The sequence below is a fragment of the Nocardia colli genome (assembly GCF_008704205.1).
GTDB classification, from domain to species: Bacteria; Actinomycetota; Actinomycetes; order Mycobacteriales; family Mycobacteriaceae; genus Nocardia; species Nocardia colli.
Genome location: NZ_VXLC01000034.1, coordinates 1 through 26,675, shown reverse-complemented (window position 1 = coordinate 26,675; position 26,675 = coordinate 1). Strand labels below are relative to the sequence as shown.

Sequence of the window (26,675 nt, the reverse complement as noted above, 5' to 3'; positions counted from 1 at the left end):
TGCGTTGACCGCCTGAGCCCGCACCGAAGAGCGGGCATTTGATCGGTATTCGGATGGCCACCCGAACCTGCGGCGGGACGAACTCCCGCTCCCGTCCGGACGGGCCACTCGTTCACGGTCGCGTTGTCCTGAAGTTCCCGTCTCACAGCAGTCGTGGTCTGTACCTTCCGGATTCCTGCAAACCGCAGGTGATCATAGATACACTGAATCACTTTGTGTTGGAAGGTGATTGGGGTTCGAGATGGTAAGCGACGAGCACTACCGGGAAATGCTGTTTCGGGCGCGACTCAGCGCCGTCGCCGAACGGTATGACGACATGGCCGAAGAGGTGAACCATGCTGTGCGGCGGGCCCATGCGGAGAAGGTGCCGTTAGAGATCAGTCTGCGCAACCTGTTCTTCGACGCCGCACACAAACGGATCGGTGCCCGCAGGATCGGCTGGCGGCGGCTTGGCACCGAGAAGGCCAAGTACAGCTCAGCGGAGGAGGAGTTGCTCGCGATAGTAGTGGAGAAGGCCGACTTGATCGCCGGCGAGATAGTCAGCCTGTGCGCCGAGACGGTGGAAATGATCGACAACTATATCTCGAGCATCGCGGAGAACCGTTCTGCCGAGTCCGAGGCATTCTTCCTGAGAATGAAAGCGGACTGCTGGCGATACACAGCAGAGGTGCTCACCGGTCAGGACCGAGAGACCGCTTCGGCGAACGCATCCGGTGGTTATGCCGACGCGGCCGAAGCCGCGCAGGCACTCGCAGCGACGCATCCCCTCAAGCTCGGGGTCGCGTTGAACTCTGCCGTCTTCCGCTACGAGACGCTCGGGGACAGCGTGCAAGGCACCCAGATCGCCACGACCGCCTTCGACGCCGCGGTCGCCGCCATAGACTCGATGTCGGAAGAGCACTACCGCGATTCGACCCTCATCATGCAGCTGCTCCGGGACAATATCGCCCTCTGGCAGGACGGGCCCGGCGCCGGTGAGTCTCAGGAATATCGGGCCGCCAAGGACTAGCTACATCGGTTATCGGATCGAATATGGCCTCGGGCACATGACAACTCAACACGCGCACATGCCGATGAGTGAGCCGACTACATCCGTCGAGCACGGGCCGCGGACTTCAGCGGTGACTCCGGATCTCATCGATGCCGAGGCGGGATCCTGCGTCGGATTGCAGACTCATTGAGGTATCCGGACTTGGGACTGGAGTCCGCATGATCCGGCCTAACGGGACGAGCGGGCCCCTGGTTTCGCGTGGGTCCTCTCGGTGGTGACGGTTACCCGTCAGAGAGGCGTCTGTAGTTCCGTGTGGCGGTGACATTGCCACTGTGAAACACCGCCGTGAGGGTCTCGTCGTCAAGGGTGCGGACGACGGTCATTTCGACGGCGCCCCGCCTGAGCTGCATGATGATTCGGTTCCCGTCGCGGCGGCCGATCCCTTGGGTACGTCGGTCGCGGTCGTCGGTCTCGACGTACTCCTGGCCGAGAGTGAATTGCGAGACGGTCGTCTCGGTGGGGGTGGTGGTCCTCAGCGTGTAGTGGTCGCCTTCCTGCTTGATCTTCAGCTGCCCCGACGCCGCAGCCCGGCTGGTCGCGTCGGCGTCGATGGCCTCGAGGTACTCCTCGTACTTGTCGCTGCCGGCTAGCTCGTAGGTACCGGAGAAATCAGAAAAGGCATTGGATCCCATGGAGTCTCCTTCATCGTGGTCATCGACGCGCAACACCCTGACCGTCGCCACGCACTTCATGATCTACGAAAGCGACCACCGGCCGGGCGGAAACGATTGATCCTGAAACCACCTGTAGTCCAACATCATTCGCTGACGCGACCTTCATGTGACCCAGCCCTCTGGCCATGCCTCGGCCGGAAAGAGGCAGGCGCTGCCCAACGTCCGGTATTGCCGCCCGCGGGCCGGCTCGCAGCTGCCGCGGCAGTCCCATCTGAAGAGCAACGCCCCGAGATCATCTCGGGGCGTTCGCGCGTCCGGAACGTCCGCAACTGCCGAATGTGGGATGCCTGCCCGTGCTGGAAACAATGCTGACTGACACCACAGGACTACATGCGTACACGGCGGGACGATCGGGACCGGCCACCGCAGTTTTCTCGATGACGCCTACCGGCCGAGCGTCCACGCGCTCGCGTAGCCGACGTCGAACACCCCGTACGACTGGTCGTAGACCAGGGCGGAGTCGGCGGTGGTGTGCGACCGCGACTGTACCGGTGGCGGGGGAACCGCCTCGGCGCGATAGATGGCCACCACTCGGCCCTCACCGTCCACGACCGGAATCATGTCGGGGATCGCCGATCCATCGGCGAATTCGATAGCGGGCTTGTCCTGCGTGTACGCCAGTGAAAGCGTGGCTACCTGGCTGGGTGTGGTCTGCTGAGCTTCGTTTTCTGACATCGCGTGGCCTCCGTGCAAAGGTCGGTCTGACACCAACGAGCGTTGAGATCACTTTACTAACAAGATGATTGAAGCCGTCGGGAAACGGCTCGCTCTTGATGGGCGACCCTGGACAAGCAGCGGCGCGCTGCCGCGTCGCCGATGTAGCAGGTGCGCTCTTGACGCACTGTCATGCCGCGACCCCCGCGGGTTTCGGCGCGTGACGGATTTCAGTGACCGGGCCTGCGGGTGCATCGTGGTGCATGAGTACTTCAGCGGACATCGACGTCGCCTTCGCCGGTGACGATCTCGTGTTGCGGCTGGCCTCAGCGGCCTACCTCGCCCGGTTCTCCGGAACCTCCCGCATCCACTGCACCTCGGATCTGCGCCTGTATTTTGCCTGGTACGTCGAGCACGAGGCCCGCCCGCTAGCGATGCAGCGGGCCGAGATCGAACGCTACGTGGGCTGGATGCGGGAGGTCGATCCGAGGGAAGCATCGGCGGCATCCCGCGAATTGCGCTGGCACACAGTAGATTCTGTCTCGGAATTCGAGCTTGGGAAAACGACTGGTTGCACGCGAGGCTGTCGATCATCGAGTGGTGCGGGAACGGAACGGCGGTCACCCGAGTCCGCGAGATGTCTGTGGTCCGGTGCGGTACGCGGGTGCGTCGAGCAGCCGGTCCAAGTGGGAACGCGACCACTCACACAGTGAATGAACGGTATGCACGAGACTCGTTCCGGCGTCGGTGCGGGAGTACTCGACGCGAGGATTGGCAGTGCCATAGTCGAAACGAGTGATGAGACCGTGGTTTTCGAGTTCGCGCAGGGTATGGGTGAGCATCTTGTAGCTGATGCCGTCGACCGCGCGATGCAATTCGCGGAAGCGACGGCCCGTGCCGACCTCGGTCAGGACCTGCAGACCCCATTTGGTCGACACCATGGCGAACACTCCCAGCGCGATCTGTCGCGCGCGCTGTTCGTCGTCGTCATGGATAGGCATCGGAACCACCGCTCACCTTCGAGTGCGTACTGCTGCTGTCGGCATTTCCACCGTAGCGTCCGGGATATGCGGATTCTGAAGACCTACGCCCGAGTGTTCGTCACCGATCTCGAAGTGGCGCTGCCGATATACGAGGAAATCGTCGGTGCTGCGGCGGATCTGCGGTTCGGCTTCGAACAGGCGGAGCTCGCGGCGGTCGGCGATTTCTTGATCATCGCGGGCGCGCCGGAGCACGTCGACCACTATCGCTCGACTGTCGGGCCAGTGGTCGTCGACGATCTCGATCAGTTGATCGCCAGGCTGACGGTCGCCGGAGCCGTCGTCACCGGTGGGCCCTCGACCAGCGAAACCGGCCGATACGCCTATCTGCGCCACCCGGACAGGGCCGACGTCGAGTACGTCGAATGGTCGCCGCAGATCCGTACCCGCGTGCTCGGCTGACCATCCAATCTCGTCAACGCGCCTATTCCGCCAAAGTCCGCGCCGAGGGTGCAACGCACCCTTCTGCCGCATGCCTCGCGTTGGTCGACGAGCCGGCCGTTCACGAAGGCTGGCGCGAGCACGATGAGTTTCCGACGTCCGGCTCGTCTCAACACATATCGCCAACCGGATGTGAAGGATGAAGTCGTATGTCGGAGGTATTCCTGACCATGGCAATGTCGCTCGACGGGTTCATCACCGGCCCCGACGACAACGCCGAGAACCCGGCGGGAACCAATGGGATGAGACTGATGGACTGGCTCAGCGGCGGAGGCGCGTCCGACGCTGATGTGCCCCACACATTCCGTCCCACGTATCCCAACAGCCGACTCGTGTTCGACGAGGCCATGGCCACCGGGGCCGTGATCACCGGGAAGCGGACCGGGGATTTCGCCGGCTACTGGGGCGGGGACCACCACGACGGGGTCCCGATCTTCGTGCCGACCCATCAGCCACCGGCGGAGAACCCGTACGAGCGGGTGCATTACGTCACCGACGGCATCGCCTCCTGTGTCGAACAGGCAAAGCAGGCCGCGGGCGGCCGGGACGTGATGATGCACGGCGCCTACACCGGCCAACAGGCCCTGAAAGCCGGCGTACTCGACATGATCGACATCCAGCTCCGGCCGGTCCTGCTCGGCCGAGGCCGACGACTCTTCGACGGACTCCCGCCCGAGCACACCGAACTCGATCTGGTACGCACACTGGAGGATCCCGGCGTCCTGCATCTGCGCTACGTCGTACGCAAGTAGCCGCAAGACACGGCCCTGGGTCCAGGACCTTAAACCTGGTGGCCCTGCCGAGGATCCTGACGCACTAGATGCGCTATCATTAGAACATGCGTTCGAACACAGCCTATGAGGAGCAGGTCAGCGCGCTGGAGCGTGCGGTGACCGCGCTGCGCGGGCTGGACGTTTCGCGGGCCACCGAGGAGGAGTTGGCCGAGTTGCTGGAGCGATTGGAATCGGCGGCCCGGATGATGGCGGGGATCATCTCACGGGTCGCGTATCGGCTGCGGCAGTTGCGGGATCCGGCGTAGGAGTCAGCTCGGGGGCGGACGGTTCGATGCCCAGCAGGGTGTGCAGGCCGGACTCGCCTTTCGGGGTGACGCGGATGGCACGGCCGGTGCCGGCGCGGGTGATCCAGTCGAGTTCGTGCAGGCGGCGGCAGAGGTGCGCGCCTGCCGTGCCGCCGAGGTGGGTGCGGCGCTCGGTCCAGTCGAGGCAGGCGCGGGCGAGGGGGCGGCGGGTGGCGTGCAGGTCGGCGGGGCGGACACCCAAAGGGCCGGTCAGCCAGGACAGGCCGGCTTCGGTGAGCGCGAAACCGCTGTCCTGATCGAGCAGGAACCGGGTGGTCATGGCGTCGGTGATGGCCACGCCGAGACGACCGGCCAGGTGGTCGTAGCAGGTGCGCCCACGCGCCAAAGCCGCAGCGACAGTGGCGGTTCGGAGATTGGTCACGGCCGGGCGGGGCGGGTCGAGGTGGGTGACCATGGACTCCAGCAGCTCGGCCACCTGCGGGCCCGCGAGTTGTACGTAGCGATGCCGGCCCTGTCTGCGTTCGACCAGCAGTCCACCGTCGAGCAGACGGTTGAGATGCTCGGTGGCGGTCGACGCGGCCACACCGGCGTGGCGGGCCAGCTCACCCGCCGTCCACGCGCGGCCGTCGACCAGCGCGAGGCACATGTCTGCGCGGGTGCGGTCGGCGAGCAACGCGGCCAGGCCGGCCAGCTCGGATCCTCTGGATGACACCACCCCATGATGGTGCCCGAACGTTTCGGCGGCCACCGAAACGTCCCGGCGTTACGGTCACCGCATGAATCGGACAGTTCCGCTGATCACCGACCTCGAGCAGGTGCGCGCCACCTTGATCAACGCACCGGTGCCCGCCGTGCCCGCGGTGGACGCGCCGGTCGGCATCGCCTGGCTGCGCGCGCACGTGCCGCGCTTCAGTACCGGTTCCGAGCATCAGCGTTTGCGCGCGTTGGTCACCGCGGAACTCGATAAGCTCTCCCCCGCCGATCTGCGTGAGCGTGCGCGTACCGCCGAAGGACCGCTGCCGCACGTCCGCGCTCTAGCGGAAGCTCTTGGACTGCAAGGTGTTTCCGTCGATACCGTTGCCTTGGTCGCCGCGCACTATCAGCCGTACGAGCCGGACAACCCTTCCGCCGACAAGGCCGTCGTCGAGCTGGTCGCGGCCTGCGGCGGTATCGCCGACGAGGCCACCGCGGCGCGAATCTGCCTGCTGGTTCAGGCTTGTGCGGCGACCAGCGCGTTGGTTGCCAATGCCCGGCAGCTCGACGCACCAGGCACCGCCGAAGAGCTCATCGAACGAACGATGAACGAGAACCCGCCACTGCGCTCGACCAGACGAGTGGTCGACGGCGAGGTCGTCGAGCTCGACATGCGCCACCCTGGACTAGGTTTCGGTGCAGGCCCGCACGCCTGCCCCGGCCGAGCACAGGCCATCGCCATCGCCACCGGAATCATCGAGGGGTCCGAATGAACAAGACGAAGCTCTTCCACGAACTACATCACGGCGACCAGCCGCTGGTCCTGCCGAACGCGTGGGACTACGGCTCCGCGGCTTTGCTTGCCGCCGAAGGCTTTCCGGCGATCGGCACCACCAGCCTCGGCGTCGCCGTGGCGGCGGGCCTGCCCGACGGCACCGGCGTCACCAGCGCGGCGACCCTCGCGCTGGCCACCCTGCTCGCTCGCCTGCCGGTGCCGGTCACCGTCGACATCGAGGGCGGCTTCAGCGAAAACCCCACTGCCGTAGCCGAATACGCCGCCCAGCTGGCGGACCTGGGGATCGCCGGAATCAACCTGGAGGACGGCCGCGCGGACAGCACCCTGGCCGACCCCGATCACCAAGCCGGCCTGATCACCGCGATCAAACAGCGCGTGCCCGACCTGTTCATCAACGCCCGAGTCGACACCTACTGGGTGAAAGACGACATCGCCCGCACCCTGACCCGCGCCGAGCGCTACACCGCCGCGGGCGCCGACGGCATCTTCGTCCCCGGCCTGACCGACCCCGACGGCATCACCCAACTCGTCACCACGATCCCCTTGCCCATCAACATCCTCTACTCCCCCACCGGCCCCAGCATCGCCACCCTGGCCGCCCTCGGCGTCCGCCGAGTAAGCACCGGCTCCCTCCTCTACCGCGCCGCCCTGACCACAGCCCTCGACACCGCCCGAGCAGTCCGCCGAGACAACCCGATCCCCGTCCCGGCCCCGCCCTACACCAAAATCCAGGCCCTCACCGACCCCGCCTGACCCGGCAATCGCCGGACCGCAACGGCCGCGCACCCACGTCCCCCTCGAGCCGATCGCCGAACTCGAACGGGACATCACCGAGGGAAACGTGGGGAGACGACCCGCTCGTGTCCCGTTCGCTGACACAGGTGAGTGGTCTGGCTGGAGGTTCGCGGCAGAAAGTTTGGTGGAGATGTCGATTCGGTGGGGGGGTCGTTCGTGTAGTCGGTGACGCCGGCGCTGGGCCGGTCTTACCGGAGGAGCAGGGATGGGCGGGATTACCGCGTTCGAGCACGTGACGTTGGATGGTGTCATGCAGGGGCCGGGGCGGGCCGACGAAGACACTCGGGACGGGTTTCGGTTAGGCGGGTGGGCGCATCGGTTCAGTGATTCGGTGCAGGCGAGGGTGATGGGTGAGCACATGGCGGCGCATGACGGGGCGTTGTTGTTCGGTCGCCGGACCTACGAGGATTTCGCCGGTTTCTGGCCGTATCAGACCGACAATCCGTTCACCGAGGTGCTCGACAAGACGCAGAAGTATGTCGCGTCCCGCACGCTGACCGAACCGCTGCCGTGGCAGAACTCCACGTTGCTCGCCTGCGACGCCGTCCCCGCGATCACCGAACTGCGCCGCCACGTCGATCTGGTGCTGCTCGGCAGCGGCGATCTGCTGCAATCGTTGATGCGGCACGATCTGGTCGACAAGTATGTGTTGCTGATCAGCCCGACCGTCGTCAGCACCGGCCGTCGCCTCTTCGACGGTGTCGAACTGGGCGACCTGCGGCTGGTCACGTCGACACCGACCACGACGGGCGTCATCATCGCCACCTACCAGCGCGGATGAGGAGGACCACGATGCCGCAATACCTGCTCAGCATCTACCAGCCCGACGGCGAAGGGGTGCCGGAGAATATCGACGAGATCATCCGCGATCTCGATGCCGTGAACGCCGACCTGCGGGCCGCGGGTGCGTGGGTGTTCGCGGCCGGCCTGCACGCCCCGAGCACCGCGACCGTGTTGCACGCCAAGGGCGACGACGTGCTGATCACCGACGGCCCGTACGTCGAGGGCAAGGAACACATCGGCGGATTCACCATCATCCAGGCCGCCGATCTGGACGAGGCGCTGGCGTGGGGTCGCCGGCTGACCCGGGCGATCACGCTGCCGATCGAGGTCCGGCCGCTGCGGGACAGCTAGATGGCCGAACCCGTGACCGCCGCGGTCATCGAAGCGGTGTTCACCGAGCACTACGGTCGCGCGGTCGCCAGTCTGATCCGCGTCTTCGGCGATATCGGAGTCGCCGAAGACGCGGTGCAGGACGCGTTCACCGCGGCGGTGCAGCGCTGGCCGGCGGACGGGCTACCGCCGAGCCCGCCCGGCTGGATCATCACCACCGCGCGCAACCGCGCGATCGATCGGCTCCGCCGGGAAGCCTCCCGCGCCGACCGCTACGCGCAGGCCGCGCTGCTACCCGCCGACGACGAACCGGCCGGGGAGGGCGCGGTGCACGACGACCGACTGCGGCTGATCTTCACCTGCTGCCATCCCGCGCTGGCCCGCACGGCCCAGGTGGCGCTCACCTTACGACTGCTCGGCGGACTGACCACGCCCGAGATCGCCCGCGCCTTCCTGACCGCGGAATCGACTATGGCGCAACGGATTGTCCGCGCCAAGGGCAAAATCCGCGACGCCCGCATCCCCTACCGCGTGCCCGCCGACGCCGATCTCCCGGCGCGATTGCAGGCCGTCCTCGCGGTCATCTATCTGATCTTCACCGAGGGCCACACGGCAACGTCCGGTGATCGACTCGTCCGAGCCGGCCTGTGCGCCGAGGCAATTCGCCTCGGCCGCCTGCTCACCGAACTCATGCCCGACGAGCCGGAAGCCGCCGGCCTGCTCGCGCTGATGGTGTTGACCGAGGCCCGCCGCCCGGCTCGCACCGCCGCGGACGGATCTCTGGTGCCGCTGCCGGAACAGGACCGCACCCGGTGGAATCGCGAACACATCGAGGAGGGCCACACCATCGTGCGAGAGTGCTTGCGCCGCAACCAACCTGGTCCCTATCAAATCCAGGCCGCGATCAACGCCGTGCACACCGACGCCCCGATCGCGGCAGCCACCGACTGGCCGCAAATCGTGCGGCTCTACGACCAATTGACCGCGCTGACGCCGAGCCCGATCGTCGCACTCAACCGAGCCGTCGCCGTGGCCGAAGTCGACGGCCCCGCAGCCGCGCTCGCCCTGCTCGACGAGCTCGACCTCGAAAAGTACTACCTGTACCACGCGATTCGCGCCGACCTCCTCGAACGCCTCGGCCGCACAACGGAAGCCGTATCCGCCTTCGACGCGGCACTCACCCGCACCGAGAACGCCGCCGAACGAGCCTTTCTCACCCGCCGCCGCGAATCGCTGACCGCACGCGACTGAATTCCGCACCCACCGCGCCGTTCACGCAGCGCTTTCCTCCGCTCGACATGCGCATATCGACCGGCAACTCCGCATTGTTGACTACCATCGAAATCAGCGGCCGATGGCCGAAAGGGGGTCGCTATGTTCGAGAGATTCTCCGATCAAGCCCGCCGGGTGATCGTCCTGACCCAGGAAGAGGCGCGCGAGCGCGGCCACGACTACATCGGCGCGGAACACATGCTGCTCGCCGTCCTGCGCGCCTGCGAGATCGGTTCCGCGGCCACCACCGCGCGCGCTCTAGCCGAGCTGGGCATCGATCCGGCGATGACCAGGGCGCAGATCGCGCTGGCGCCCGGGACCGCGGATCACACCGCGTCCGGGAACATCCCGTTCACCAAGCAGGCCCGGAAAGCGCTGGAGAACAGTCTGCGCGAAGCCCAGGCGCTCAACCACGCGCACATCGAACCTAGCGACCTGTTGCTCGCGCTGACCAGCACCGCCGACGACGATCCCGAGACACCGGTCGGGACCGCCGTCACCGCGCTGGGACTGACGCACGAGAAACTGCGGCGGGCACTACGTGTCGTCGCGACGTATCAGACCGCGTCCTCGGTCACCCCGCACTTCACGATCAAAGCGCAGCAGGCCTTGGCCCGCGCCGATATCGAAGCGCGCAAATCCACCGGCAGCGGAGTCGATACCGGGCACCTGCTGCTCGGGCTCCTCGCGCAGGAGGACGAGGTCGTTTATCCCGCGCTACAAGCGCTCGGCATCGATCCCCAGCGACTCGCCGCCGAAGTACTCGACCGGCTGCCACGCAAGGAGTAGTCCACTCGCCGAACAGGTTTCACGCCAGGCGGCCGCCGCCGTCGACATGCAGCGTCGTGCCGGACACGAACGGATTGGTCAGCGTGAGCAACGCGGCCGCCGAGATATCGGCCGGATTGCCAACGCGACGTGCGGGATTGGCGGCGGCGACACCGGTGAAGAAGTCGTTCTTTCCCTCGCCCAGGCGATCCCACACGCCGGAGTCGATGATGCCGGGCGAGAGCGCGTTGACCCGGATCGGCGCGAGTTCCACCGCGAGGGCCTGGGCGAGGAAGCTCACCGCACCGTTGGTCGTCGCCATCACCGCACGTTCGGGCGTGGGCCGCCACGCCGCGAATCCGGAGAACAGGAGTACCGCGCCGCCTTCACGGATGTGCGGGCCGAAGTGTTTGGCCAGCATGATCGGTCCGATCACCTTGGCGTCGAATGCCCGCGTCACCGCGGCGCGGTCCAGACCGGACACCGGTCCGTTGGCGTGCGCGGCGGCGACGGACACCAGGTAGTCGATCTCCCCCACCTCTGCCGCCAGCCGCGCGATCGATTCCTCGTCGCCCAGATCGACGGCCGCGGTGCTCGCGTGATCGCCGAGATCGGCGAACAACTCCGGGTTCCGCCCGGCCAGTACGACGGTCGCGCCCGCGTCGATCGCGTCGGCGGCGATCTGTCGTCCGATGCCGGAACTGCCGCCGATGAGGACCAGTTTCTTGCCGTCCATCGAGCCTGTCATCGCTGTCTCCTCGGTTGTGGTTGACCTGCACCGAGTTCCAACGCGGTCGTTCGAGCAGGCAATCCCGTCGTCAGATCGATTGTTTCTGGTATTCGGATAGAATTTACGAATGGCGACACTGCGCGCGCTCGAATGTCTCGTGGCCGTGCTCGACTTCGGATCGGTGACCGAGGCGGCGGCGCGCCTGCACATGTCGCAGCCCGCGCTGTCGCATCAGCTGGCGGCGCTGGAGCGGGAGATCGGCACCCCGGTGGTGGAGCGGTTGCCGCGCGGGGTGCGGGCGACGGCGGCGGGGCGGGCGATCGTGACGGACGCGCGGGCGGCGCTGGCCGCGGCAGAGCGGGTGGTGACCACCGGACGGGCCGTCGCGGCCGGCGCGCAAGGACAATTGCGCATCGCCTGTGCCGAGAGCCTGACCGCGGGGCTGCTCGCGCCGGTGCTGCGCGGGTGGTGGCGGCGTCATCCCGACGTGCACGTCACTCTGGACGAAATGTCCAGTGCCGACGCACTTTCGGAGCTGGTGCGGGCGGGGACCGCGGATCTCGGTATCGGACCGCGACCAACCCACTGGGACGGTCACCTGGAGGTGATCGGCCGTGAGGAGATCGCCGCCGCGCTCGCCGCAGCGGATACCGCGAAACCGTTGACCCTCAACGAGATCGCCGCCGAACCGGTGGTGCACTATCACCCGGACAACGGCCTCGGCGCGTGGCTCGACGACATCGCCGCCGACCGCGGCGTCACCCTCACCGCCGCCACTCGCACCAAGCAGGCGAACACCGCGGCGCAGCTCGCCGCCGCCGGGCTCGGTACCGCGCTCGTGCCGACCTCCGCGCTTTCCGCCACCTTCCCCGGCGTCGTCCGCAGCCTGCGACCGCCGATCTTCCGCGACGTCGTCTGCCTGACCACCACGCCGAACGACCCACTGGTGCAACGGTTTCAACACGAGGTGCGCAAACGCGGCGTCCCGGTCCCGGCGGCGATCGCCGCTCAGCTCACGCCGCAGCGCTGAAACTTCAGTGCTTGCGCACCACCCGTTCGCCCTGCCCCGGCTTCCAGATGGTGATGTCGAGATGGTCGTCGACGACCTGGACCGTGGACGCGCTGCTCAGATCCGCGACGTAGAAGTGGTCGAACTTCTGCCCGCGAATATCGAAACCGGTGTCGTCGAACAGTTGCTGCGCGAACCGCACGTGCACCTGCAGGTCCGGCACGTCGACGACGGTGCCGAACAGTTTCGCGTCGCCGTCACTGACCTTCGTGTCGATGGTCGCGGTGTGCAGGCAGAAGCGCGGATCGCGCGCCAGATCGCGGAACTTGGTCGTGCCCGGCATGCCCGAGATCACCAGCATGTCCTCGAAGAACCGCGGTTCCACCGGACTGATCCGCGGGAACCCGTCCGAGCGCAGGGTGCCGAGCATGCACAGGTTGCCGGTCGCGGTGTGCCTGCGCACGAACAGGTCGGAGATGTTCGGTGCTTCTGCGGTGAATTCGCGCCAAGTGGTCATCTCACCGACGATACGATCAATCCTTGACATCTTCTGTCATATTTTGCGGCTAATCTCGACCTATGCGCGCGAGTCGACTGGTGCAGTTGCTGCTGATCCTGCAAACGCGCGGGCGGACCACGGCCGGTGAGCTCGCCAAGGAGCTCGAGGTGTCGGTGCGCACCGTGTATCGGGACGTCGAGGCGCTGTCCGCGGCCGGGGTGCCGGTGTACAGCGAGCAGGGGCGGGCGGGCGGCGTGCAGTTGATCGACGGCTACCGCACCCGGTTGACCGGGCTCACGACCGATGAGGCCGACGCCGTACTCCTGGCCGGATTACCCGGCGCCGCAGCAGATCTCGGACTCGGCACCGTGCTCGCCACCGCGCAGCTCAAGGTGCTCGCCGCGCTACCACCCGAATTACGTGGCCGCGCAACCAGAATCGCCGAGCGAGTACACATCGACGCACCCGGCTGGTTCCGCCCGCCGGACGAGACCCCCACCCTGAACGTCGTCGCCGACGCGCTCTGGCACGACCGGCGGTTGCAGGTTCGATACGGCCGCAAAGACAAGATCGTCGACCGCCGCCTCGACCCGCTCGGCCTCGTAATGAAGGCCGGCACCTGGTATCTGGTGGCGGGAGACGGCGCGGCGGTCCGCTCCTACCGAGTCAGCCGAATCGTCTCCGCCGAACCGACCGACGAGTCCTTCACCCGCCCAGCCGATTTCGACCTGGCAGCGCATTGGTCTACGGCGGCCGACGATTTCGCGCTCTCGATGCTGCGCGTCCGCGCCCGCTGCCGAATCCCCGCCACTCACCTCCGCCTGCTCCGCCTATGGCACGAACCCGTCGCAGTCGCCGAAGCCCTGGCCTCGGCATCCGAACCCGACGCCGAAGGATGGGTCGAACTGACCCTCCCCTCCGAGTCCTACGAGGTCCTCGCCAGCGCCATCCTCCCGCTCGGCGAACACTGCGAGGTACTCGATCCGCCCGAGCTGCGAGCGCAGATGGCAAAGACGGCCGCCGGCATGCATGCCCGCTACAGCGGCTAGCGCAGCAACGTGCCGGACTGCGGCAACCGCACACTTAGGACAGTCCTGTTCCTAACCGTCTGTCATTCTGGACCGCATGCTCGAAACATCAGCGCGGCTGCTCAAACTGCTTGCCCTGCTGCAGGCGCACCGCGACTGGACCGGTGCTGAACTCGCCGAGCGGCTCAACGTCACCGGCCGTACTGTGCGACGCGATGTCGACCGCCTGCGTGAACTCGGCTATCCGGTGAACGCCACCCAGGGCACCGGCGGCTACCGGCTCGGGGCCGGCGCCGCGCTTCCACCGCTGCTGCTCGATGACGAAGAGGCGGTAGCGGTGGCAGTCGGCCTGCGCAGCGCCTCCGACGGAACCGTGGCCGGCATCGAGGAGTCCTCCCTGCGCGCACTCACCAAACTGGAGCAGGTTCTCCCCCCGCGCCTACGCCACCGCGTCCGCACCTTGCGCGGGGCCACCCTTCGCATCGCCGCCCCCGGCACACCCGTCGAACCCGACACCCTGATGGCCATCGCCGAAGCCTGCCAACGCCACGAGCGCCTCCGCTTCGACTACCGCGCCCACGACGGCGCCACCACTCTCCGCACCGTCGAACCACACACCCTGGTCAACTTCAACCGCCGCTGGTACCTCGTCGCCTGGGACACCGACCGCACCGACTGGCGCACCTTCCGCGCCGACCGCATCACCCCTCGCACCCCCACCGGCCCCCGCTTCCCACCCCGCGACCCACCGGAAGGCGATGTCGCAACCTACCTTTCCCACCAACTCTCCACCCGCGCCTGGCCCCACCGCGCCACCGTCCTCCTGCACGCCTCCGCCGAAACCGCCGCCCCCAACATCTGGCCCGGCATGGGCGTCCTCGAACCCATCTCCCCCACCACCTGCCACCTCCACCTAGGCGCCGAATCCCCCGAAGCCCTCGTCTGGATGATCACCGCAGTAGACCTCGACTTCACCCTCCTCACCGGCCCCCCACAACTAGCCACCGCCCTCCACACCCAAGCCACCCGCTGCCACAACGCCCTCATCAATTTCCCAGTGCCGGAGAATGATTCATGAGTCCATCGAGCTCATGACGCTTCCTGCCCACCGACACCAACTCCGTCGTCGTCGGACGCATCACCGCCGGATCCGATCACTCGCCTACCGTTGTCACCATCGGCATCAACCTCGTCGTCGGCATAATCGAAATACTCGATCAATCCCCCTTCGAACTCTTGAATTCGCACGCGTCGCATCATATTTCGCCTCCTCAATCGGCCACACTGACAGTCGGCGGATCGAGGTCGCGACGCCGTAGATTGCGCACCCACCTCGGCCCTACGCACAGACGGTAGGAAGCCCATCACGATCGCTCCACAAGTTTGCTAGAACTTGCCGAGTTTCTGCCATCAGCACATGGTGCCCCTTCTGCGAGCAGGATCATCTAAGGCAGCACGGAAAGTCCGTGCATACAGCACGACAGGGGCAAGATCATGCCTTTGGAATTCCTCGGTAGAGGTGGGTCCGGAAACAACGACTGCCCAACCTTGTATGCCACAGACCACGGATATCTGGCGCAGGGATGGCGGACCGGCACACCGGGAACGATCGAAATCCCACACCTACTACTTGGTTTTCTCGAACCGGATACCTACATCGGCACCACCCTCACCGACACCGGACAGTCATCGAGGTGCCCAAGCGAGGAAGGACGTTCTACGGTGCAGTTGCTGACCGGCAATCCATGGCCTGATTTGTTCGCGCAATGCCGGCGGGAAGCGTTCCACTTGGAAGTCAGAGACACCTACGCAGTGCCGAATGAGTCGGAGCCCTTGCGGCGCTTCCTCACTGGCGAACCGGCCGACAACTCATGGTTCGAGCCATGGGGGCAACTGGTACGGGAGACGACCAGCCGCGGTGTGCTGGTGGCTCGCGTCCGTGTCGTAACCGCCCCACACGTCGACTATCAACGCTGGCTGCTCGCGCTGACAGCGCTGAATGCTGCGGCCGGAGAGGACATTCGCTACCTGCCCCGGCATGAGGTCCAGGCTGACCAGGTGCCCGCCGACGACTTCTGGTTGCTCGATGACGAGCGAGTGGTGTTCAACCTCGTCGATGTAAACGGCCGGGCCGCAGGGGTTTCCGCACTCACCGCCGACCCTCGTATTGTCGACCACTGCCGAACGGTCAAGCGAAACCTGTGGCCGCTGGCAACCCGGTACGCAGACTATGTTGCCGACCATGCGGTAGATATGCAGAGGTGACCGACAGTGTTCATGACGCGCGAGAAGCTCTGGGCGCTCGGCTACGCGAGATTCGGCGCAGAGCGGGTATCAGCGGGCGTCAACTCGCGCGTCTGTCCGGGTGGCATGAATCCAAGGTGTCGAAAATCGAGTACGGGAGGGTCAAGCCCTCCGACACCGACGTTCGCGCCTATTGCGAACATGCAGGCGCGAACGATCAGCTCCCAGACCTGCTGGCGACCGTCCATCACATCGACACCGCATACATGGAGTACCGGCGCGAACACGCCGCAGGGCTCAGGCAGGGGCAGAAGAAGTCCGTCAGACTTGCCGAACGATCGAAGCAAATGCGGATCTATCAGCCGACGATCATTCCCGGCATTCTCCAAACCGCCGAGTATGCCGAAGGCATCCTCAAACACGCTGTCGCCTTCTATCGACTGCCTGACGACATCGACGAGGCAGTCTCGGGTCGCATCGAACGACAGCAGTTTCTTTACAAGGGCGACAAGCGTTTCCACATTCTGATAGCCGAACAAGCTCTGTCCACCATGGTCGGCAGCGTTCAAGTAATGACGGGACAGTTGGACCGCCTGCTTGCCGTCACCGGGCTGGCCCGTGTTCAGTTGGGAATCATTCCCGCTGCCGCTGAACCACCTATGCAGGCGACAAACTTCGTGCTCTTCGACAATCGTATGGTCACAGTGGAGGCGATCACGGCAGAGCTGACCATTACACAGCCGCGCGAAATAGCAATCTACGGCCGCCTATTCGACCTGCTCGCAGCTCGGGCAGCTACGGGTCGCGCCGCTCAGGCCTTGATTGCCGCCGCCCTCACAAAACTTCGCGCGTGACCCGAATCGCCTTCGAGCTTGCGATAGACAGGCAGACGTAACCGGCAGTCTGTACAAGAGAGGATTTCTGCGATGCAGTACCGGTCGGCTGACGAGTCGAATCTATGGCCGAGGCTGTTCTCCGAGGCGCCGGAGCTGATCCACGAGGCCACGAGGCGTGGCGTAACCGTTTCCCGAGTCCGCGTGGTTACATTGCCGCACTCTGACTATCACCGCTGGTTACTGTCCGTGACGAACGTCCGCGTCGACGTTGGCGAGGACATCCGCTATCTGCCACGTCATCTCGCCGGAGAGGTTCCGCCCGACGATTGGTGGCTGTTCGACGATGCGAAGGTTGCCTACAACCTGGTGAACGCAACTGGTAACCCGGCCGGACTGGCGACAACCATCGATCCTTGGCTAGCCGCGTACTACGTCGATGTGAAAGAGCGCCTCTGGCGGCTCGCCATTCCCTGCGCGGAGTACGTGGAAACCGACTTCGTTCAGCCGTGACAAGGATCCCTGTCCTCAGCAGGTCCAGTCGAGTACTGGGGCAAGGGAATTGGCTTGGGCTGAGGTGGGGAGGAGGCGGAGGGCGGTGTTTCGGAGGGCGACCAGTGGGGGTGCGGAGAGTTGGGCGAGGGTGCCTAGGCGGCGGGAGCGGGTTGCGAGCATTTGGGTTCGGGGGCGGCGTTCGGCGTCGTAGCGGGTGAGAGTGGGGTCTTCGGTGGCTACGCGGGCGAGGATCACGGCGTCTTCGAGGGCTTGGCAGGCGCCTTGGCCGAGGTTGGGGGTCATGGCGTGGGCGGCGTCGCCTAGGAGGGCGATGCGGTGGGCGACATAGGTTTTGAGGTCGGGGAGGTCGTAGAGGTCGTGTTTGAGGACGGCGGATTCTTCGGCGGCGGCCAGGAGGGCGGGGATGGGGGCGTGCCAGGTGCCGAAGCGGCGGCGCAGTTCGGCGAGCCCGTCGCCGGGGGTGCCGGCGGGCAGGTTGGCGGTGGCGAAGCAGTAGACGCGGCCGTCGGAGAGCGGGGCGTAGCCGAAACGTTCGCCGCGGCCCCAGGTTTCGCCGAGATCAGCGAGGGGTTCGGTGGGGGTGACGATCACCCGCCAGGCGGTGTAGCCGCGGTAGCGCGGGGTGATGTCGCCGACGACGGCGCGCCGGACCACGCTGCGCAGGCCGTCCGCGCCGACGATCAGATCGCCTTCGGCGGTGCCTGCGGAGTGGGTGACGGCGCCGTCGGGGTGCGCCGCGGTGACCGAAATGCCGGTGCGCAGTGCGGTTTCGGGGAGGGCCGCGCGCAGGATGTCCAGCAAGTCGGCGCGGTGCATCATGATCGGACTGCCGAATCGGGTGCGGATGGCTTCGGCGTCGGCGCGGGAGATCCAGTGACCCTTGCTGTCCCGGATGCCGGCCGAGTCCTGTTCGACGGCCCGTTCACGCACCTGATCACCGAGACCGAGTGCGTCCAGTGCGCGAAGGGCGTTCGACCACAGCGAAAGTCCCGCGCCGACCTCGGCGATCGTGGTCGCCCGCTCCAGCACCTCGACGTCCCAGCCATGCCGGTTCAGTGCGACGGCCGCCGCCAGTCCGCCGATTCCACCGCCGACGATGATCGCCTTGGCCATTCCGTAACTCCTCCTGCTCGGATGATCACGATCGTAAGCCTCGGCTTGTGCGGTGCCGGAAAACACCGATGCGGGGCTGGACCCGGTTGCCGTGCCCGTCGATTAGCTCGACAGGCGATGGCCGCCATTTGCCCAGCCCCGCAAGGGGTTCGAAGACGTACGCCTAGCTGACGATGGCGAACAACACCGCCGCCACCGCGAAACTCACCACCGACAGGATGGTTTCGAGCACGGTCCAGGTTTGCAGCGTCTGCTTCACCGACATGTTGAAGAACTTCGCGATGATCCAGAACCCACCGTCGTTGACGTGACTCAGAATGATCGACCCCGCCGCAATCGCCATGGCGATCAACGCGATCGACATCTGCGAGTAATCGTGACCGGTCACCAGCGGAGCCACGATCCCACCGGTGGTGACGATGGCGACGGTGGCCGAACCCTGCGCGATACGCAGACCACAGCTGATGATGTAGGCCAGGACGATCACCGGAAGTCCTGCCGCGGACATGGTGTCGGCGAGCGCGGTGCCGATTCCGGTGGCGGAGATGACCTTTCCGAAGAACGCACCCGCACCGACGACCAGCAGCAGCATGCCGACCGGACGCAACGACTCCGCGGTGAGCTCACTGAGCTCCTGCACGGTGGACCCGCGCCGCACGCCGAGCACGTAGAAGGCGATGAGTACCGCGATGAGCAGCGCCACCGCCGGAGTGCCGAAGAACGTCAGCACCTGAAGCAGCTGAGAGTCCTTGTCCAGCAGCTGAGTACCGAAGGTGGCACCCAGGATCAGCACCAGCGGAATGGCGATGATCGCGCCGATCAGCCCCACCGACGGCGGTGTGGTCGTCACCGGCCGCTTGGTCGCGACGCCGCCCGAACCATCGGAAACCCGCTCCCCCTCATCGGGAGCGGTCTCCTTCTCCTCGTCCTTGCGCACGAGAAACTCGTCCGGTACCTCGACCTGGATGCGCTTGCCGATGTAGCTACCCCACACGATGCCGGCGGCGATGAATCCCGGGATGCCGCAGACGAATCCCATCAGGATCAGCCAGCCGAGGCTCACGCCGAGCAGTCCGCCCAGCGCCACCGGACCGGGGTGCGGCGGCAGGAACGCGTGCGTCATGGACAATCCGGCCAGCATCGGCATGGCGTAGAGCACCAGCGAACGACCGCCGCGCTTGGCGGCCACGTAGATCAGCGGCGCGAGCACGAAGATGCCGATGTCGAAGAACACCGGGATGCCGAAGATGAGCCCGAGCAGGCCCATGGCGACGGGAGCGCCCTTCTCGCCGAACAGGTTCAGCAGCTTGCCGGTCAAAACGTCGGCGCCGCCGGATCGTTCGAGGATCGCGCCGAGCACCGTGCCCAGGCCGATGATGACGGCGATATGCCCGAGGATGCCACCGAATCCGGTCTCCAGGATGGAGTCACCGGCTTTGATCGCCGTGCCGACGATCTTCGACACCGGTAGCCCGGCGGCGAGCGCCAGCGCTAGACCGGTGAGCAGCAGCGCGATGAACGGCTCCAGCTTGACCTTGATGATGGCGAACAGCAAAACCGCGATCGCAAGCCCACAGAGCACAAGCAGCCCCGGGGTGGTAGTGCGCAGCCAATCAACGGTAGCGCCCATGGTGGACCTCTCAATTCATGGATCGAACGAACGACGCCGCGCGGGAAGCGATTTCGGACCAACGGCCCGCGGCGACATCGGAAGGGGAGACGACGTCGGTTCCGGCCGTGACGGCAATCGCGCCCGCGGCAAGGAATTCGGCGGCATTACCCGCATTGACGCCACCGGAAGGGATGAGCGCCACGTCGGGGAACGGACCACGCAGGTCCTTCAGGTAGCCGGGGCCGAGGGCCCTGGCGGGGAAGATCTTCACCGCGGCCGCGCCGAGATCCAGCGCGGTGAGCACCTCACTCGGCGTGAAAGCGCCCATCACGACGGGAATGTCGTGCTGCGCGGCGACCTCGGCGACCTCGACGCGCAGACCCGGGGTGACCAGGAACTGCGCGCCACTGTCGATGGCGGCCTTGGCTTGGTCACCGGTCAGCACGGTGCCGACCCCGAGCACGGCACCCTCGGCCGCTCTCGCCGCGGTCAGGTAGCCGAGCACGCCGGGCGTGGTGAAGGTGAGCTCCAGCGCACGAATCCCGGACGACGCCAGCGCTTGCGCGAGCGCGACCGGATCGGGGATCTGCGGCGCCCGCACCACGCTCAGCACGCGATCGGCGCGAATCACCTCTAGGGCCGTGGTCACACTGTCTCCTTCCGCGAGGCGTCCATGCGTAGCGCACGTCCGGCGAGATTCCCGGTGGGCGCGCCGTTCTCGATGGCGAACTCACCGTTGACCAGCACGTGCCGGATGCCGCGCGCCTGCTGCTTCGGGTTGTCGAAGGTCGCGGTGTCCACGACCGTCTCCGGGTCGAACACGACCAGATCCGCGGCGTACCCGGCGAATACGAGCCCGCGATCGCGCAACCGCAACCGATCGGCGGGCCGGCCGGTCAAATGGTGCACGCAGTCTTCGAGTTCGAGCACGCCGAGTTCGCGAACGTAGTGACCGAGGTAGCGCGGGAAGGTGCCCCAGGCCCGTGGATGCGGCCGGGCCGGCGCGAGCAGCGCATCGCTGCCGCCCATGTGCCCGGGGTGCACCATGATCGCGCGCACGTTCTCCTCGTGCCCGACGTGCTGAAGGATGCTGGTCGCGAACTGATCTCGGCGCAGCAGATCGAAGAACACCTCGACCGGCGCCATTCCGCGTTCGACGGCGATCTCGTTCACCCGCTTGCCGACGTACTGGTCGAGTTCAGGGTTGGCGACACCGCTGATCTGGATGGTTTCCCATTCGACGGTCACACCGTGACAGCCGTCGGACCCGTTCACGTTCACGTCCACCGTGATTCGCGCCCGCGTCTCGTCATCGTCGAGCCGCGCCAGCGCCGCATCCGGACCACCGGACATCGCCCAGCTCGGCAGCAACGCCGAAAGTGTCGTCGCGCCAGGCAGATACGGGTATGTGTCCAGGGTGATGTCGCACCCCTCGGCCCGCGCCGCATCGATCAAGGCCAGGAATTCCGGTGCTCGCCCGGCATTCACGTGGAAGTTCATCGTGGCGTGCGTGAGGTGCAGCGCGCAGCCGGTGGTCTTGGCCAGTTCGATCATCTCCGCGTACGCCTCGAGCGCGCCCGCGCCGTAGGACCGGGTATGCGGTGCGTAGAACCCGCCGAACTCGGCGACGACCTTGCACAGCGCAGCCAATTCCCCGGTGTCGGCATACATTCCGGGCGTGTAGGTCAACCCGCTCGACATCCCGACCGCCCCCTCGCGCAACCCCTGCGCGAGCAGTTCCTGCATCCGGCGGATCTCGTCCGCGGTCGCGGCACGCTGCTCCGAGCCGACCACCAGCAACCGCAACGTGCCCTGCGGCACAAGATACGCCGCGTTGGGTGTGATTCCGCGATCGAGCCGATCGAGATACTCCCCGACGGTCCGCCAGGAGAAGTCGAGATCGGCGGGATTGCCGTTCCACCCGGCGATCTGCCGCCGCACCACGGCAAGGGTGGCGTCGTCGATCGGCGCGTAGGACAGTCCGTCCTGCCCGATCAGCTCGGTGGTGATGCCCTGGCTGACCTTCGGGAAATGTCCTGGCTCGGTGAGCAGATGCAGATCCGAGTGGGCGTGCATGTCGATGAAGCCCGGGCACAGCACCGCACCGGGGCCCGCGTCGATGACCCGGTCGGCGTCGGCGATGCTGCCGGGCTCGGCGATCCGCGCGATGCGCCCCTGCTCGACCAGCACGTCGCCGCGGAAGCGCGGCGACCCGGTGCCGTCGATGATGTCGATATCGCGAAAGAGTAAGTCCGTCATAGTCTTCGGCTCGTCAGAAGAATGTGTGCAGCAGGTCGACGACCCGCGGCGACTCGGCGTCGGCGTCATCGATCACGGGAATGAGCCGCCACTTGTCGAAGGCGGTACACGGGTGCGACAGCCCCAACCGCACGACCGCACCCACCGGCAGTTCACTGCCCGCGGGTAGCCGCAGGAAGGTGTGCTGATCGTTGAGCGCGGAGACGGTCGCCGCCGGATCCAGGGCCGAACCGCTCTTTCCCGCAACGAATTGCGGCACCGGCAGACCCTCGTCGTACGGCAGGTCGCGCTTGCCCGCATCGAGCAGCGCCAATCCCGGCTCCGGACGGGAGACGGCACGCGCCCACCCGTGCATGGCCGACCGCAGCGGATGGTCGGTGCGGGACGCGGCGAACGGGGAAATACCGGAGTAGAACCCGTCGTCGTGAATGATGTACGCCCCGGACCGCAGCACGATCGAGGTCGGAACACCCTGTGCGCCTTGCTCATCGGCCAGGCCGGCCAGACGCTCGACGACCAGGTCCGGGTAGGCACTGCCGCCCGCGGTCACGATCGCGCCGTCCGAATACTGTCCGGCAGCGGCGATTTCCCGATGCAGGCGGGCGAGTTCGTCCAGGTAGTGCCGCACGGTGTCGACGCCCTCGGCGGTGCGGTCGTGCGCGAGCGCGCCCTCGTATCCGCCGACTCCGCCGAGCGTCAGCCGCTGCGCGTCGACGATCGCGGCGGCGACAGCGTGCGCCTGCTCGACGGTGCGCGCACCGGTACGCCCGTGCGGCCCACCGAGTTCGACGAGCACCCGGACCTTCGCCGCGCCGGGCGCGGAGCGCAGGTGCTCGTCCATCAGCTCGACGGTCTCGACGCTGTCCGCCCAGCAGACGAACTCGAAACCCGGATCCTTCGCCAGTTCGGCGGCGACCCAGTGCAATCCGACCGGATCGACCAGCGCGTTGGCCAGCAGGATCCGGCCGACGCCGAAGGACCGCGCGACCTGCACCTGCCAGATGGTGGCCAGCGTGATGCCCCAGCACCCTGCGGCGAGCTGCTGCGCCCACAGCTGCGGCGACATGGTGGTCTTGCCGTGCGGCGCGAGTTGCACGCCCGCCGCGCGCGCCCAATCGGCCATCAGGGCGACGTTCGCGTCCACCGCGGACCGGTCGATGGTCAGCAGCGGCGTCTCGAACTGGTCGAGACTCGGTGCGGTGGCGAGGAATTCGCGCACGGTGCGCCCCCAGGCAGTGGGCGGCAGCCCTTTGTGCTCGGGACCGATCGTCCGGTCTCCGAGTCCTGCTACGACGTCTTCGTCGATCGCCACGGCATTCCTTCCAGCGAATTCACCTCATTATGCATAGCGTCTTGCTATTGCATATTTTGCAATGCTTGTTGCGCATCGTGTTTCGTGTGGTTATTCTGCACGGGATGGCCGATGGCCGCAAGCACAGGAAGGAGATCGGTGTGACGTGGCCTACGTCGACCCGCTCACGGGCGGTAACTGTCGGCGAGGGACTCGCGGTGCTGGTGGCGCAGCCGGGACCGCTGGAGGAGTCGGAGATCTTCGAACGGACCGCGGGCGGCGCGGAGGCGAACGTGGCCACCGTGCTGCGCCAGCTGGGGGTGGACACGGCCTGGCTGTCCCGGGTCGGCGACGACGGCTTCGGCCGCTACCTCGTCGCGCACCTGGCCGCCCACGGCGTCGACGTGTCGGCGGTGGTCACCGATCCGGGCCGCCCGACCGCGGTGTACGTCAAGGAGCGCGGAAGCGGCTCGGGCAAGGCGACCGACCTGGCCGAGCGGGCGAGCCGCATGCTCTACTACCGGACCGGCTCGGCGGCCAGCGCGCTCTCGCCCGCCGATCTCGCGGCGACCGCGGCGGCCGAACTGCTCGCGCACTGCGGCCTGGTCCATTTCACCGGGATCACCACCGCGCTGTCGGCGTCGGCGACCGGCCTCACCGAGGCGCTGCTCGCGCTCCCCCGCAACGGCAGGCTGGTCAGTTTCGACCTGAACTTCCGCCCCGCGCTGTGGGCCGGCCGCAGCGAACTCGCCGCCGAGGTGCTCGCCCGGCACGTGCGCGGCAGCGACGTGGTCTTCCTCGGCGCGGACGAGGCCGGCGAGGTCTTCGGCACCGACGACGCCGACGAATTGCGTGCCCTGTTCCCGGAACCCGCGCAGCTGATCGTCAAGAACGACGCGCACACAGTCACCGGATTCGCCGGCGCCGAGCGCGTCGAGGTGCCCGCGCTCGGGCTGGAGATCACCGAACGGATCGGCGCGGGCGACGCGTTCGCCGGTGGCTACCTCGCCGCGCTGCTGCATGACCGGCCGCTGTTGCAGCGCTTGCGATTCGGGCACCTGTGCGCGGCGGCCGCATTGACCGGAACCGGCGACGGCGCCGAACTGCCCGCGACCGCAATCCTCGAACGTCTGGCTATGCTGGACGAAATCGACTGGGCCGGGCTGCATTACAACGACAGCGTCATCCAGAATGTGGCGTCATGAGCCACCCTGAAGTCTGCGAGTATCGGCCATGAGTCAGAGTTTGTCGCGTGCGTTGACCATTCTTGTTGCGCTGGGCGAGGATTCGCGCTCGCTCGACCAGCTGGCCACGCAGCTCGGCGTGCACAAGTCGACGGTGCTGCGGTTGTTGCAGACGATGGAGGCCCAGCGCTTCGTCACCCACGACAGCCAGCACCGCTACGTCCTCGGGTCGCGGCTGTTCGAACTGGCCAACCGCACCCTGGAGCAGCGCGACGTGCGCACCCTCGCGCGCCCGCACCTGAGCGCGCTGAACGCCGACACCAAGCAGACGATCCACCTCGCCACCTACGAGTCCGGCGACGTCATCTACATCGACAAGCTCGACGCGACCCAGAGCGTGCGCATGTACTCCAGGGTCGGCCGTCCGGCGCCGCTGCACTGCACCGCCGTCGGCAAGGTGCTCATCTCGGCGCTGCCCCGCGCGGAGTGGCGGGTCATCGCCGACAAGATCGACTTCCATCCGTTCACTGAGCGGACCATCCGCACCCCCGAGCGCTACCTGATCGAACTGGAAAAGGTTGCCGCGCTGGGTTATGCGGAGGACCACGAGGAACACGAGAGCTTCGTCAACTGCATCGGCGTCCCGGTGCGCAACGGCACCGGCGCGGTGGTCGCCGCGGTCTCCATGTCGGTGCCGGACATGCTGCTCGACCACGATCAGGTGCTGGCCGAACTGCCGCGGGTCCGCGCGGCCGCCGACGCCATCTCCGCCGAGCTCGGCTGGATCCCCGGCCGCGCAACCACCCCCACGAAAGGCTGACCATGAGTGAGAAGATCGCCGTCCGCACCACCGACGCGCCCGCACCCGCGCACACGTTCTCCCAGGGCGTGCGCAAGGGACCGTTCGTGCAGGTCTCTGGGCAGGGTCCGGTGGACCCGATCACCAACGAGTACCTGTACCCGGGCGACGTTGCGGCACAGACCATCCGCACGTTGCAGAATGTGAAGGCGATCGTCGACGCGAGCGGGGCGACGTTCGACGATGTGGTGATGCTGCGCGTCTACCTGACCACCCGCGACGACTTCGGCTTGATGAACGAGGCCTACGGCGAGTTCGTCAACGCCAACACCACCGGCGACGTATTGCCCAGCCGCACCACCGTTTTCACGGGACTGCCGCGGGCGGAGATGCTGGTCGAGATCGACGCGATCGCGATCGTCACGGAGTAACAACCCCGTCCCGCGCACGAATTCACCTCGCGCGCACTGAATCACCGGCAATCTCGTGCGCTGCCCGCGAACGGGTGCGCGGCGCGGCGGACGCTGTGCAGACGGCCGCGCACACATTGGCCAGATGCGCACGAAATCACTGGCAATCTCGTGCGCTGCTCGCGATTGGATGCGCGGCTGCATGCCGCACTTCCGGCACGCAGGGCGTTGCGCCAGCGGGCGCGCACGCATTGGCCGGATGCGCACGAAATTGCGGGCGGTTGCGGGCACGGGGCGCGCATCGGTGCGCGGGGTGTCGAACGTGAAGCCGCCCCGGCCCATGGATGGGTCGGGGCGGCTGGTCCGCGTCGCGTAGTCAGCCGCGACGCGGGGCTCGGTTCGGCTGCCGTCGTCAGACTTTGGCAGCCAGTTCTTCTTCGACCGATGCCGCGACGTTGTCCGACTCGGCTGCCGATTCCTCGGTGGCCGTGGATGCCGCACTGCCGAGCACACCGGTTCCGGGGATCGCGTCCAGCAGTTGGCGCGTGTACTGGTCGGCGGGCGCGGTGAGGACCTCCTCGACCGGGCCCTGTTCCACCACTCGGCCGTCCCGCATCACCACGACGTCGTGCGCCAGCGCACGCACCACCGCCAGGTCGTGCGAGATGAACAGGTAGCTGACACCGAGCCGCTCCTGTAAGGATGCGAGCAGCGTCAAAATCTGGTCCTGCACCAGCACATCCAGCGCCGACACGGCCTCGTCGCACACGACCAGCTGCGGCTCGATGGCCAGGGCCCGGGCGATCGCGACC

The 26,675-nt window shown here is 66.7% G+C and carries 31 protein-coding genes and 1 pseudogene; 19 read left to right on the top strand and 13 right to left on the bottom strand.

Annotation, left to right across the window (positions count from 1 at the left end; all coding sequences use genetic code 11):
* Positions 1-241 precede the first annotated feature (241 nt).
* Positions 242-1,009, top strand: coding sequence for a 14-3-3 family protein (locus F3087_RS41570; protein ID WP_150407683.1), 768 nt, complete (start codon positions 242-244; stop codon positions 1,007-1,009).
* A 263-nt stretch (positions 1,010-1,272) separates the two neighbouring features.
* On the opposite strand, the gene F3087_RS41565 is transcribed toward F3087_RS41570, so the two are convergent.
* From F3087_RS41565 to F3087_RS41555, 3 genes are all read right to left on the bottom strand, one after another.
* The gene (locus F3087_RS41565; protein WP_150407682.1) at positions 1,273-1,734 is read right to left on the bottom strand and encodes a lipocalin/fatty-acid binding family protein; all 462 of its coding nucleotides are present in this window, start codon (positions 1,732-1,734) and stop codon (positions 1,273-1,275) included.
* Positions 1,735-2,109: 375 nt separating this feature from the next.
* The gene (locus F3087_RS41560; protein WP_150407681.1) at positions 2,110-2,400 is read right to left on the bottom strand and encodes a hypothetical protein; all 291 of its coding nucleotides are present in this window, start codon (positions 2,398-2,400) and stop codon (positions 2,110-2,112) included.
* A gap of 599 nt (positions 2,401-2,999) precedes the next feature.
* Entirely contained in the window at positions 3,000-3,380 is a 381-nt protein-coding gene (locus tag F3087_RS41555; protein WP_223885755.1) for a winged helix-turn-helix transcriptional regulator, read from the bottom strand.
* A 66-nt stretch (positions 3,381-3,446) separates the two neighbouring features.
* On the opposite strand from F3087_RS41555, the gene F3087_RS41550 reads away from it, so the two are divergent.
* The 3 genes from F3087_RS41550 (at position 3,447) to F3087_RS41540 (ending at position 4,899) form a co-directional block, all read left to right on the top strand.
* Entirely contained in the window at positions 3,447-3,821 is a 375-nt protein-coding gene (locus F3087_RS41550; RefSeq protein ID WP_150407680.1) for a VOC family protein, read from the top strand.
* Positions 3,822-4,009: 188 nt separating this feature from the next.
* On the top strand, positions 4,010-4,612 hold the full coding sequence (locus F3087_RS41545; RefSeq protein ID WP_150407679.1) for a dihydrofolate reductase family protein: 603 nt from the start codon (positions 4,010-4,012) through the stop codon (positions 4,610-4,612).
* An 86-nt stretch (positions 4,613-4,698) separates the two neighbouring features.
* Entirely contained in the window at positions 4,699-4,899 is a 201-nt protein-coding gene (locus F3087_RS41540) for a hypothetical protein (protein WP_150407678.1), read from the top strand.
* On the opposite strand, the gene F3087_RS41535 is transcribed toward F3087_RS41540, so the two are convergent.
* Positions 4,850-5,614 carry an ArsR/SmtB family transcription factor gene (locus tag F3087_RS41535; RefSeq protein ID WP_223885754.1) on the bottom strand — a complete coding sequence of 255 codons (765 nt, stop codon included), beginning with the start codon at positions 5,612-5,614 and terminating at the stop codon, positions 4,850-4,852. The two genes, F3087_RS41540 and F3087_RS41535, sit on opposite strands and share 50 nt — an antisense overlap.
* A gap of 61 nt (positions 5,615-5,675) precedes the next feature.
* On the opposite strand from F3087_RS41535, the gene F3087_RS46990 reads away from it, so the two are divergent.
* From F3087_RS46990 to F3087_RS41505, 6 genes are all read left to right on the top strand, one after another.
* Positions 5,676-6,365, top strand: coding sequence for a cytochrome P450 (locus F3087_RS46990; RefSeq protein WP_223885753.1), 690 nt, complete (start codon positions 5,676-5,678; stop codon positions 6,363-6,365).
* On the top strand, positions 6,362-7,141 hold the full coding sequence (locus F3087_RS46985) for an isocitrate lyase/PEP mutase family protein (protein WP_150407677.1): 780 nt from the start codon (positions 6,362-6,364) through the stop codon (positions 7,139-7,141). The genes F3087_RS46990 and F3087_RS46985 overlap by 4 nt, the downstream gene beginning before the upstream one ends.
* A gap of 247 nt (positions 7,142-7,388) precedes the next feature.
* Complete coding sequence (locus tag F3087_RS41520; protein WP_150407676.1) at positions 7,389-7,964, top strand: dihydrofolate reductase family protein; 576 nt, start codon at positions 7,389-7,391, stop codon at positions 7,962-7,964.
* An 11-nt stretch (positions 7,965-7,975) separates the two neighbouring features.
* Entirely contained in the window at positions 7,976-8,317 is a 342-nt protein-coding gene (locus tag F3087_RS41515) for a YciI family protein (protein WP_150407675.1), read from the top strand.
* Entirely contained in the window at positions 8,318-9,547 is a 1,230-nt protein-coding gene (locus F3087_RS41510; RefSeq protein WP_150407674.1) for an RNA polymerase sigma factor, read from the top strand.
* Positions 9,548-9,670: 123 nt separating this feature from the next.
* Positions 9,671-10,357 (top strand): Clp protease N-terminal domain-containing protein, encoded by a 687-nt coding sequence (locus F3087_RS41505; protein WP_150407673.1) that lies wholly within the window; start codon positions 9,671-9,673, stop codon positions 10,355-10,357.
* A gap of 19 nt (positions 10,358-10,376) precedes the next feature.
* Here F3087_RS41505 and F3087_RS41500 read toward each other — a convergent pair whose 3' ends face one another.
* A complete protein-coding gene (locus tag F3087_RS41500) occupies positions 10,377-11,084 on the bottom strand; it encodes an SDR family oxidoreductase (protein WP_150407672.1) in 708 nt (235 codons plus the stop codon).
* Positions 11,085-11,193: 109 nt separating this feature from the next.
* Between F3087_RS41500 and F3087_RS41495 the strand changes: the two genes are divergently transcribed.
* Positions 11,194-12,096 (top strand): LysR family transcriptional regulator, encoded by a 903-nt coding sequence (locus tag F3087_RS41495; RefSeq protein WP_150407671.1) that lies wholly within the window; start codon positions 11,194-11,196, stop codon positions 12,094-12,096.
* A gap of 4 nt (positions 12,097-12,100) precedes the next feature.
* Here the strand turns inward: F3087_RS41495 and F3087_RS41490 are convergent, their stop codons facing one another.
* Positions 12,101-12,592, bottom strand: a complete 492-nt coding sequence (locus F3087_RS41490) for a pyridoxamine 5'-phosphate oxidase family protein (RefSeq protein WP_150407670.1) — start codon at positions 12,590-12,592, stop codon at positions 12,101-12,103.
* A gap of 62 nt (positions 12,593-12,654) precedes the next feature.
* On the opposite strand from F3087_RS41490, the gene F3087_RS41485 reads away from it, so the two are divergent.
* Positions 12,655-13,623, top strand: a complete 969-nt coding sequence (locus F3087_RS41485) for a helix-turn-helix transcriptional regulator (protein ID WP_150407669.1) — start codon at positions 12,655-12,657, stop codon at positions 13,621-13,623.
* A gap of 76 nt (positions 13,624-13,699) precedes the next feature.
* Complete coding sequence (locus tag F3087_RS41480) at positions 13,700-14,680, top strand: helix-turn-helix transcriptional regulator (protein ID WP_150407668.1); 981 nt, start codon at positions 13,700-13,702, stop codon at positions 14,678-14,680.
* A gap of 11 nt (positions 14,681-14,691) precedes the next feature.
* Here F3087_RS41480 and F3087_RS46320 read toward each other — a convergent pair whose 3' ends face one another.
* A complete protein-coding gene (locus F3087_RS46320; RefSeq protein ID WP_191094407.1) occupies positions 14,692-14,850 on the bottom strand; it encodes a hypothetical protein in 159 nt (52 codons plus the stop codon).
* A gap of 474 nt (positions 14,851-15,324) precedes the next feature.
* On the opposite strand from F3087_RS46320, the gene F3087_RS41475 reads away from it, so the two are divergent.
* The 3 genes from F3087_RS41475 (at position 15,325) to F3087_RS41465 (ending at position 17,192) form a co-directional block, all read left to right on the top strand.
* Positions 15,325-15,867, top strand: coding sequence for a DUF6879 family protein (locus F3087_RS41475; RefSeq protein WP_150407684.1), 543 nt, complete (start codon positions 15,325-15,327; stop codon positions 15,865-15,867).
* Positions 15,804-16,700, top strand: a complete 897-nt coding sequence (locus F3087_RS41470) for a helix-turn-helix domain-containing protein (RefSeq protein ID WP_317983962.1) — start codon at positions 15,804-15,806, stop codon at positions 16,698-16,700. The genes F3087_RS41475 and F3087_RS41470 overlap by 64 nt, the downstream gene beginning before the upstream one ends.
* 72 nt (positions 16,701-16,772) lie before the next feature.
* Positions 16,773-17,192: a DUF6879 family protein gene (locus F3087_RS41465; RefSeq protein WP_150407666.1), complete on the top strand. Its 420-nt coding sequence runs from the start codon at positions 16,773-16,775 to the stop codon at positions 17,190-17,192.
* Positions 17,193-17,207: 15 nt separating this feature from the next.
* Here the strand turns inward: F3087_RS41465 and F3087_RS41460 are convergent, their stop codons facing one another.
* From F3087_RS41460 to F3087_RS41440, 5 genes are all read right to left on the bottom strand, one after another.
* Entirely contained in the window at positions 17,208-18,308 is a 1,101-nt protein-coding gene (locus F3087_RS41460; protein WP_150407665.1) for an FAD-dependent monooxygenase, read from the bottom strand.
* A gap of 163 nt (positions 18,309-18,471) precedes the next feature.
* Positions 18,472-19,938, bottom strand: coding sequence for a GntP family permease (locus tag F3087_RS41455; protein ID WP_150407664.1), 1,467 nt, complete (start codon positions 19,936-19,938; stop codon positions 18,472-18,474).
* Positions 19,939-19,948: 10 nt separating this feature from the next.
* On the bottom strand, positions 19,949-20,569 hold the full coding sequence (locus F3087_RS41450) for a bifunctional 4-hydroxy-2-oxoglutarate aldolase/2-dehydro-3-deoxy-phosphogluconate aldolase (protein WP_150407663.1): 621 nt from the start codon (positions 20,567-20,569) through the stop codon (positions 19,949-19,951).
* Positions 20,566-22,179 carry an N-acyl-D-amino-acid deacylase family protein gene (locus F3087_RS41445; protein WP_150407662.1) on the bottom strand — a complete coding sequence of 538 codons (1,614 nt, stop codon included), beginning with the start codon at positions 22,177-22,179 and terminating at the stop codon, positions 20,566-20,568. Before F3087_RS41445 ends, F3087_RS41450 begins: the two co-directional genes overlap by 4 nt.
* Before the next feature lie 13 nt (positions 22,180-22,192).
* On the bottom strand, positions 22,193-23,485 hold the full coding sequence (locus F3087_RS41440; RefSeq protein ID WP_449584080.1) for an amino acid deaminase: 1,293 nt from the start codon (positions 23,483-23,485) through the stop codon (positions 22,193-22,195).
* A 146-nt stretch (positions 23,486-23,631) separates the two neighbouring features.
* On the opposite strand from F3087_RS41440, the gene F3087_RS41435 reads away from it, so the two are divergent.
* Genes F3087_RS41435 through F3087_RS41425 form a run of 3 tightly spaced genes read left to right on the top strand, consistent with a single transcriptional unit; the run spans position 23,632 to position 25,884 of the window.
* Positions 23,632-24,675 carry a sugar kinase gene (locus F3087_RS41435; protein ID WP_223885752.1) on the top strand — a complete coding sequence of 348 codons (1,044 nt, stop codon included), beginning with the start codon at positions 23,632-23,634 and terminating at the stop codon, positions 24,673-24,675.
* A gap of 28 nt (positions 24,676-24,703) precedes the next feature.
* Positions 24,704-25,474 carry an IclR family transcriptional regulator gene (locus F3087_RS41430; protein WP_150407659.1) on the top strand — a complete coding sequence of 257 codons (771 nt, stop codon included), beginning with the start codon at positions 24,704-24,706 and terminating at the stop codon, positions 25,472-25,474.
* 2 nt (positions 25,475-25,476) lie between these two features.
* A complete protein-coding gene (locus F3087_RS41425) occupies positions 25,477-25,884 on the top strand; it encodes a RidA family protein (protein ID WP_150407658.1) in 408 nt (135 codons plus the stop codon).
* Between the two features lie 499 nt (positions 25,885-26,383).
* Here F3087_RS41425 and F3087_RS41420 read toward each other — a convergent pair.
* Positions 26,384-26,675 (bottom strand): annotated as a pseudogene (locus tag F3087_RS41420) (ABC transporter ATP-binding protein); the annotation flags it as partial.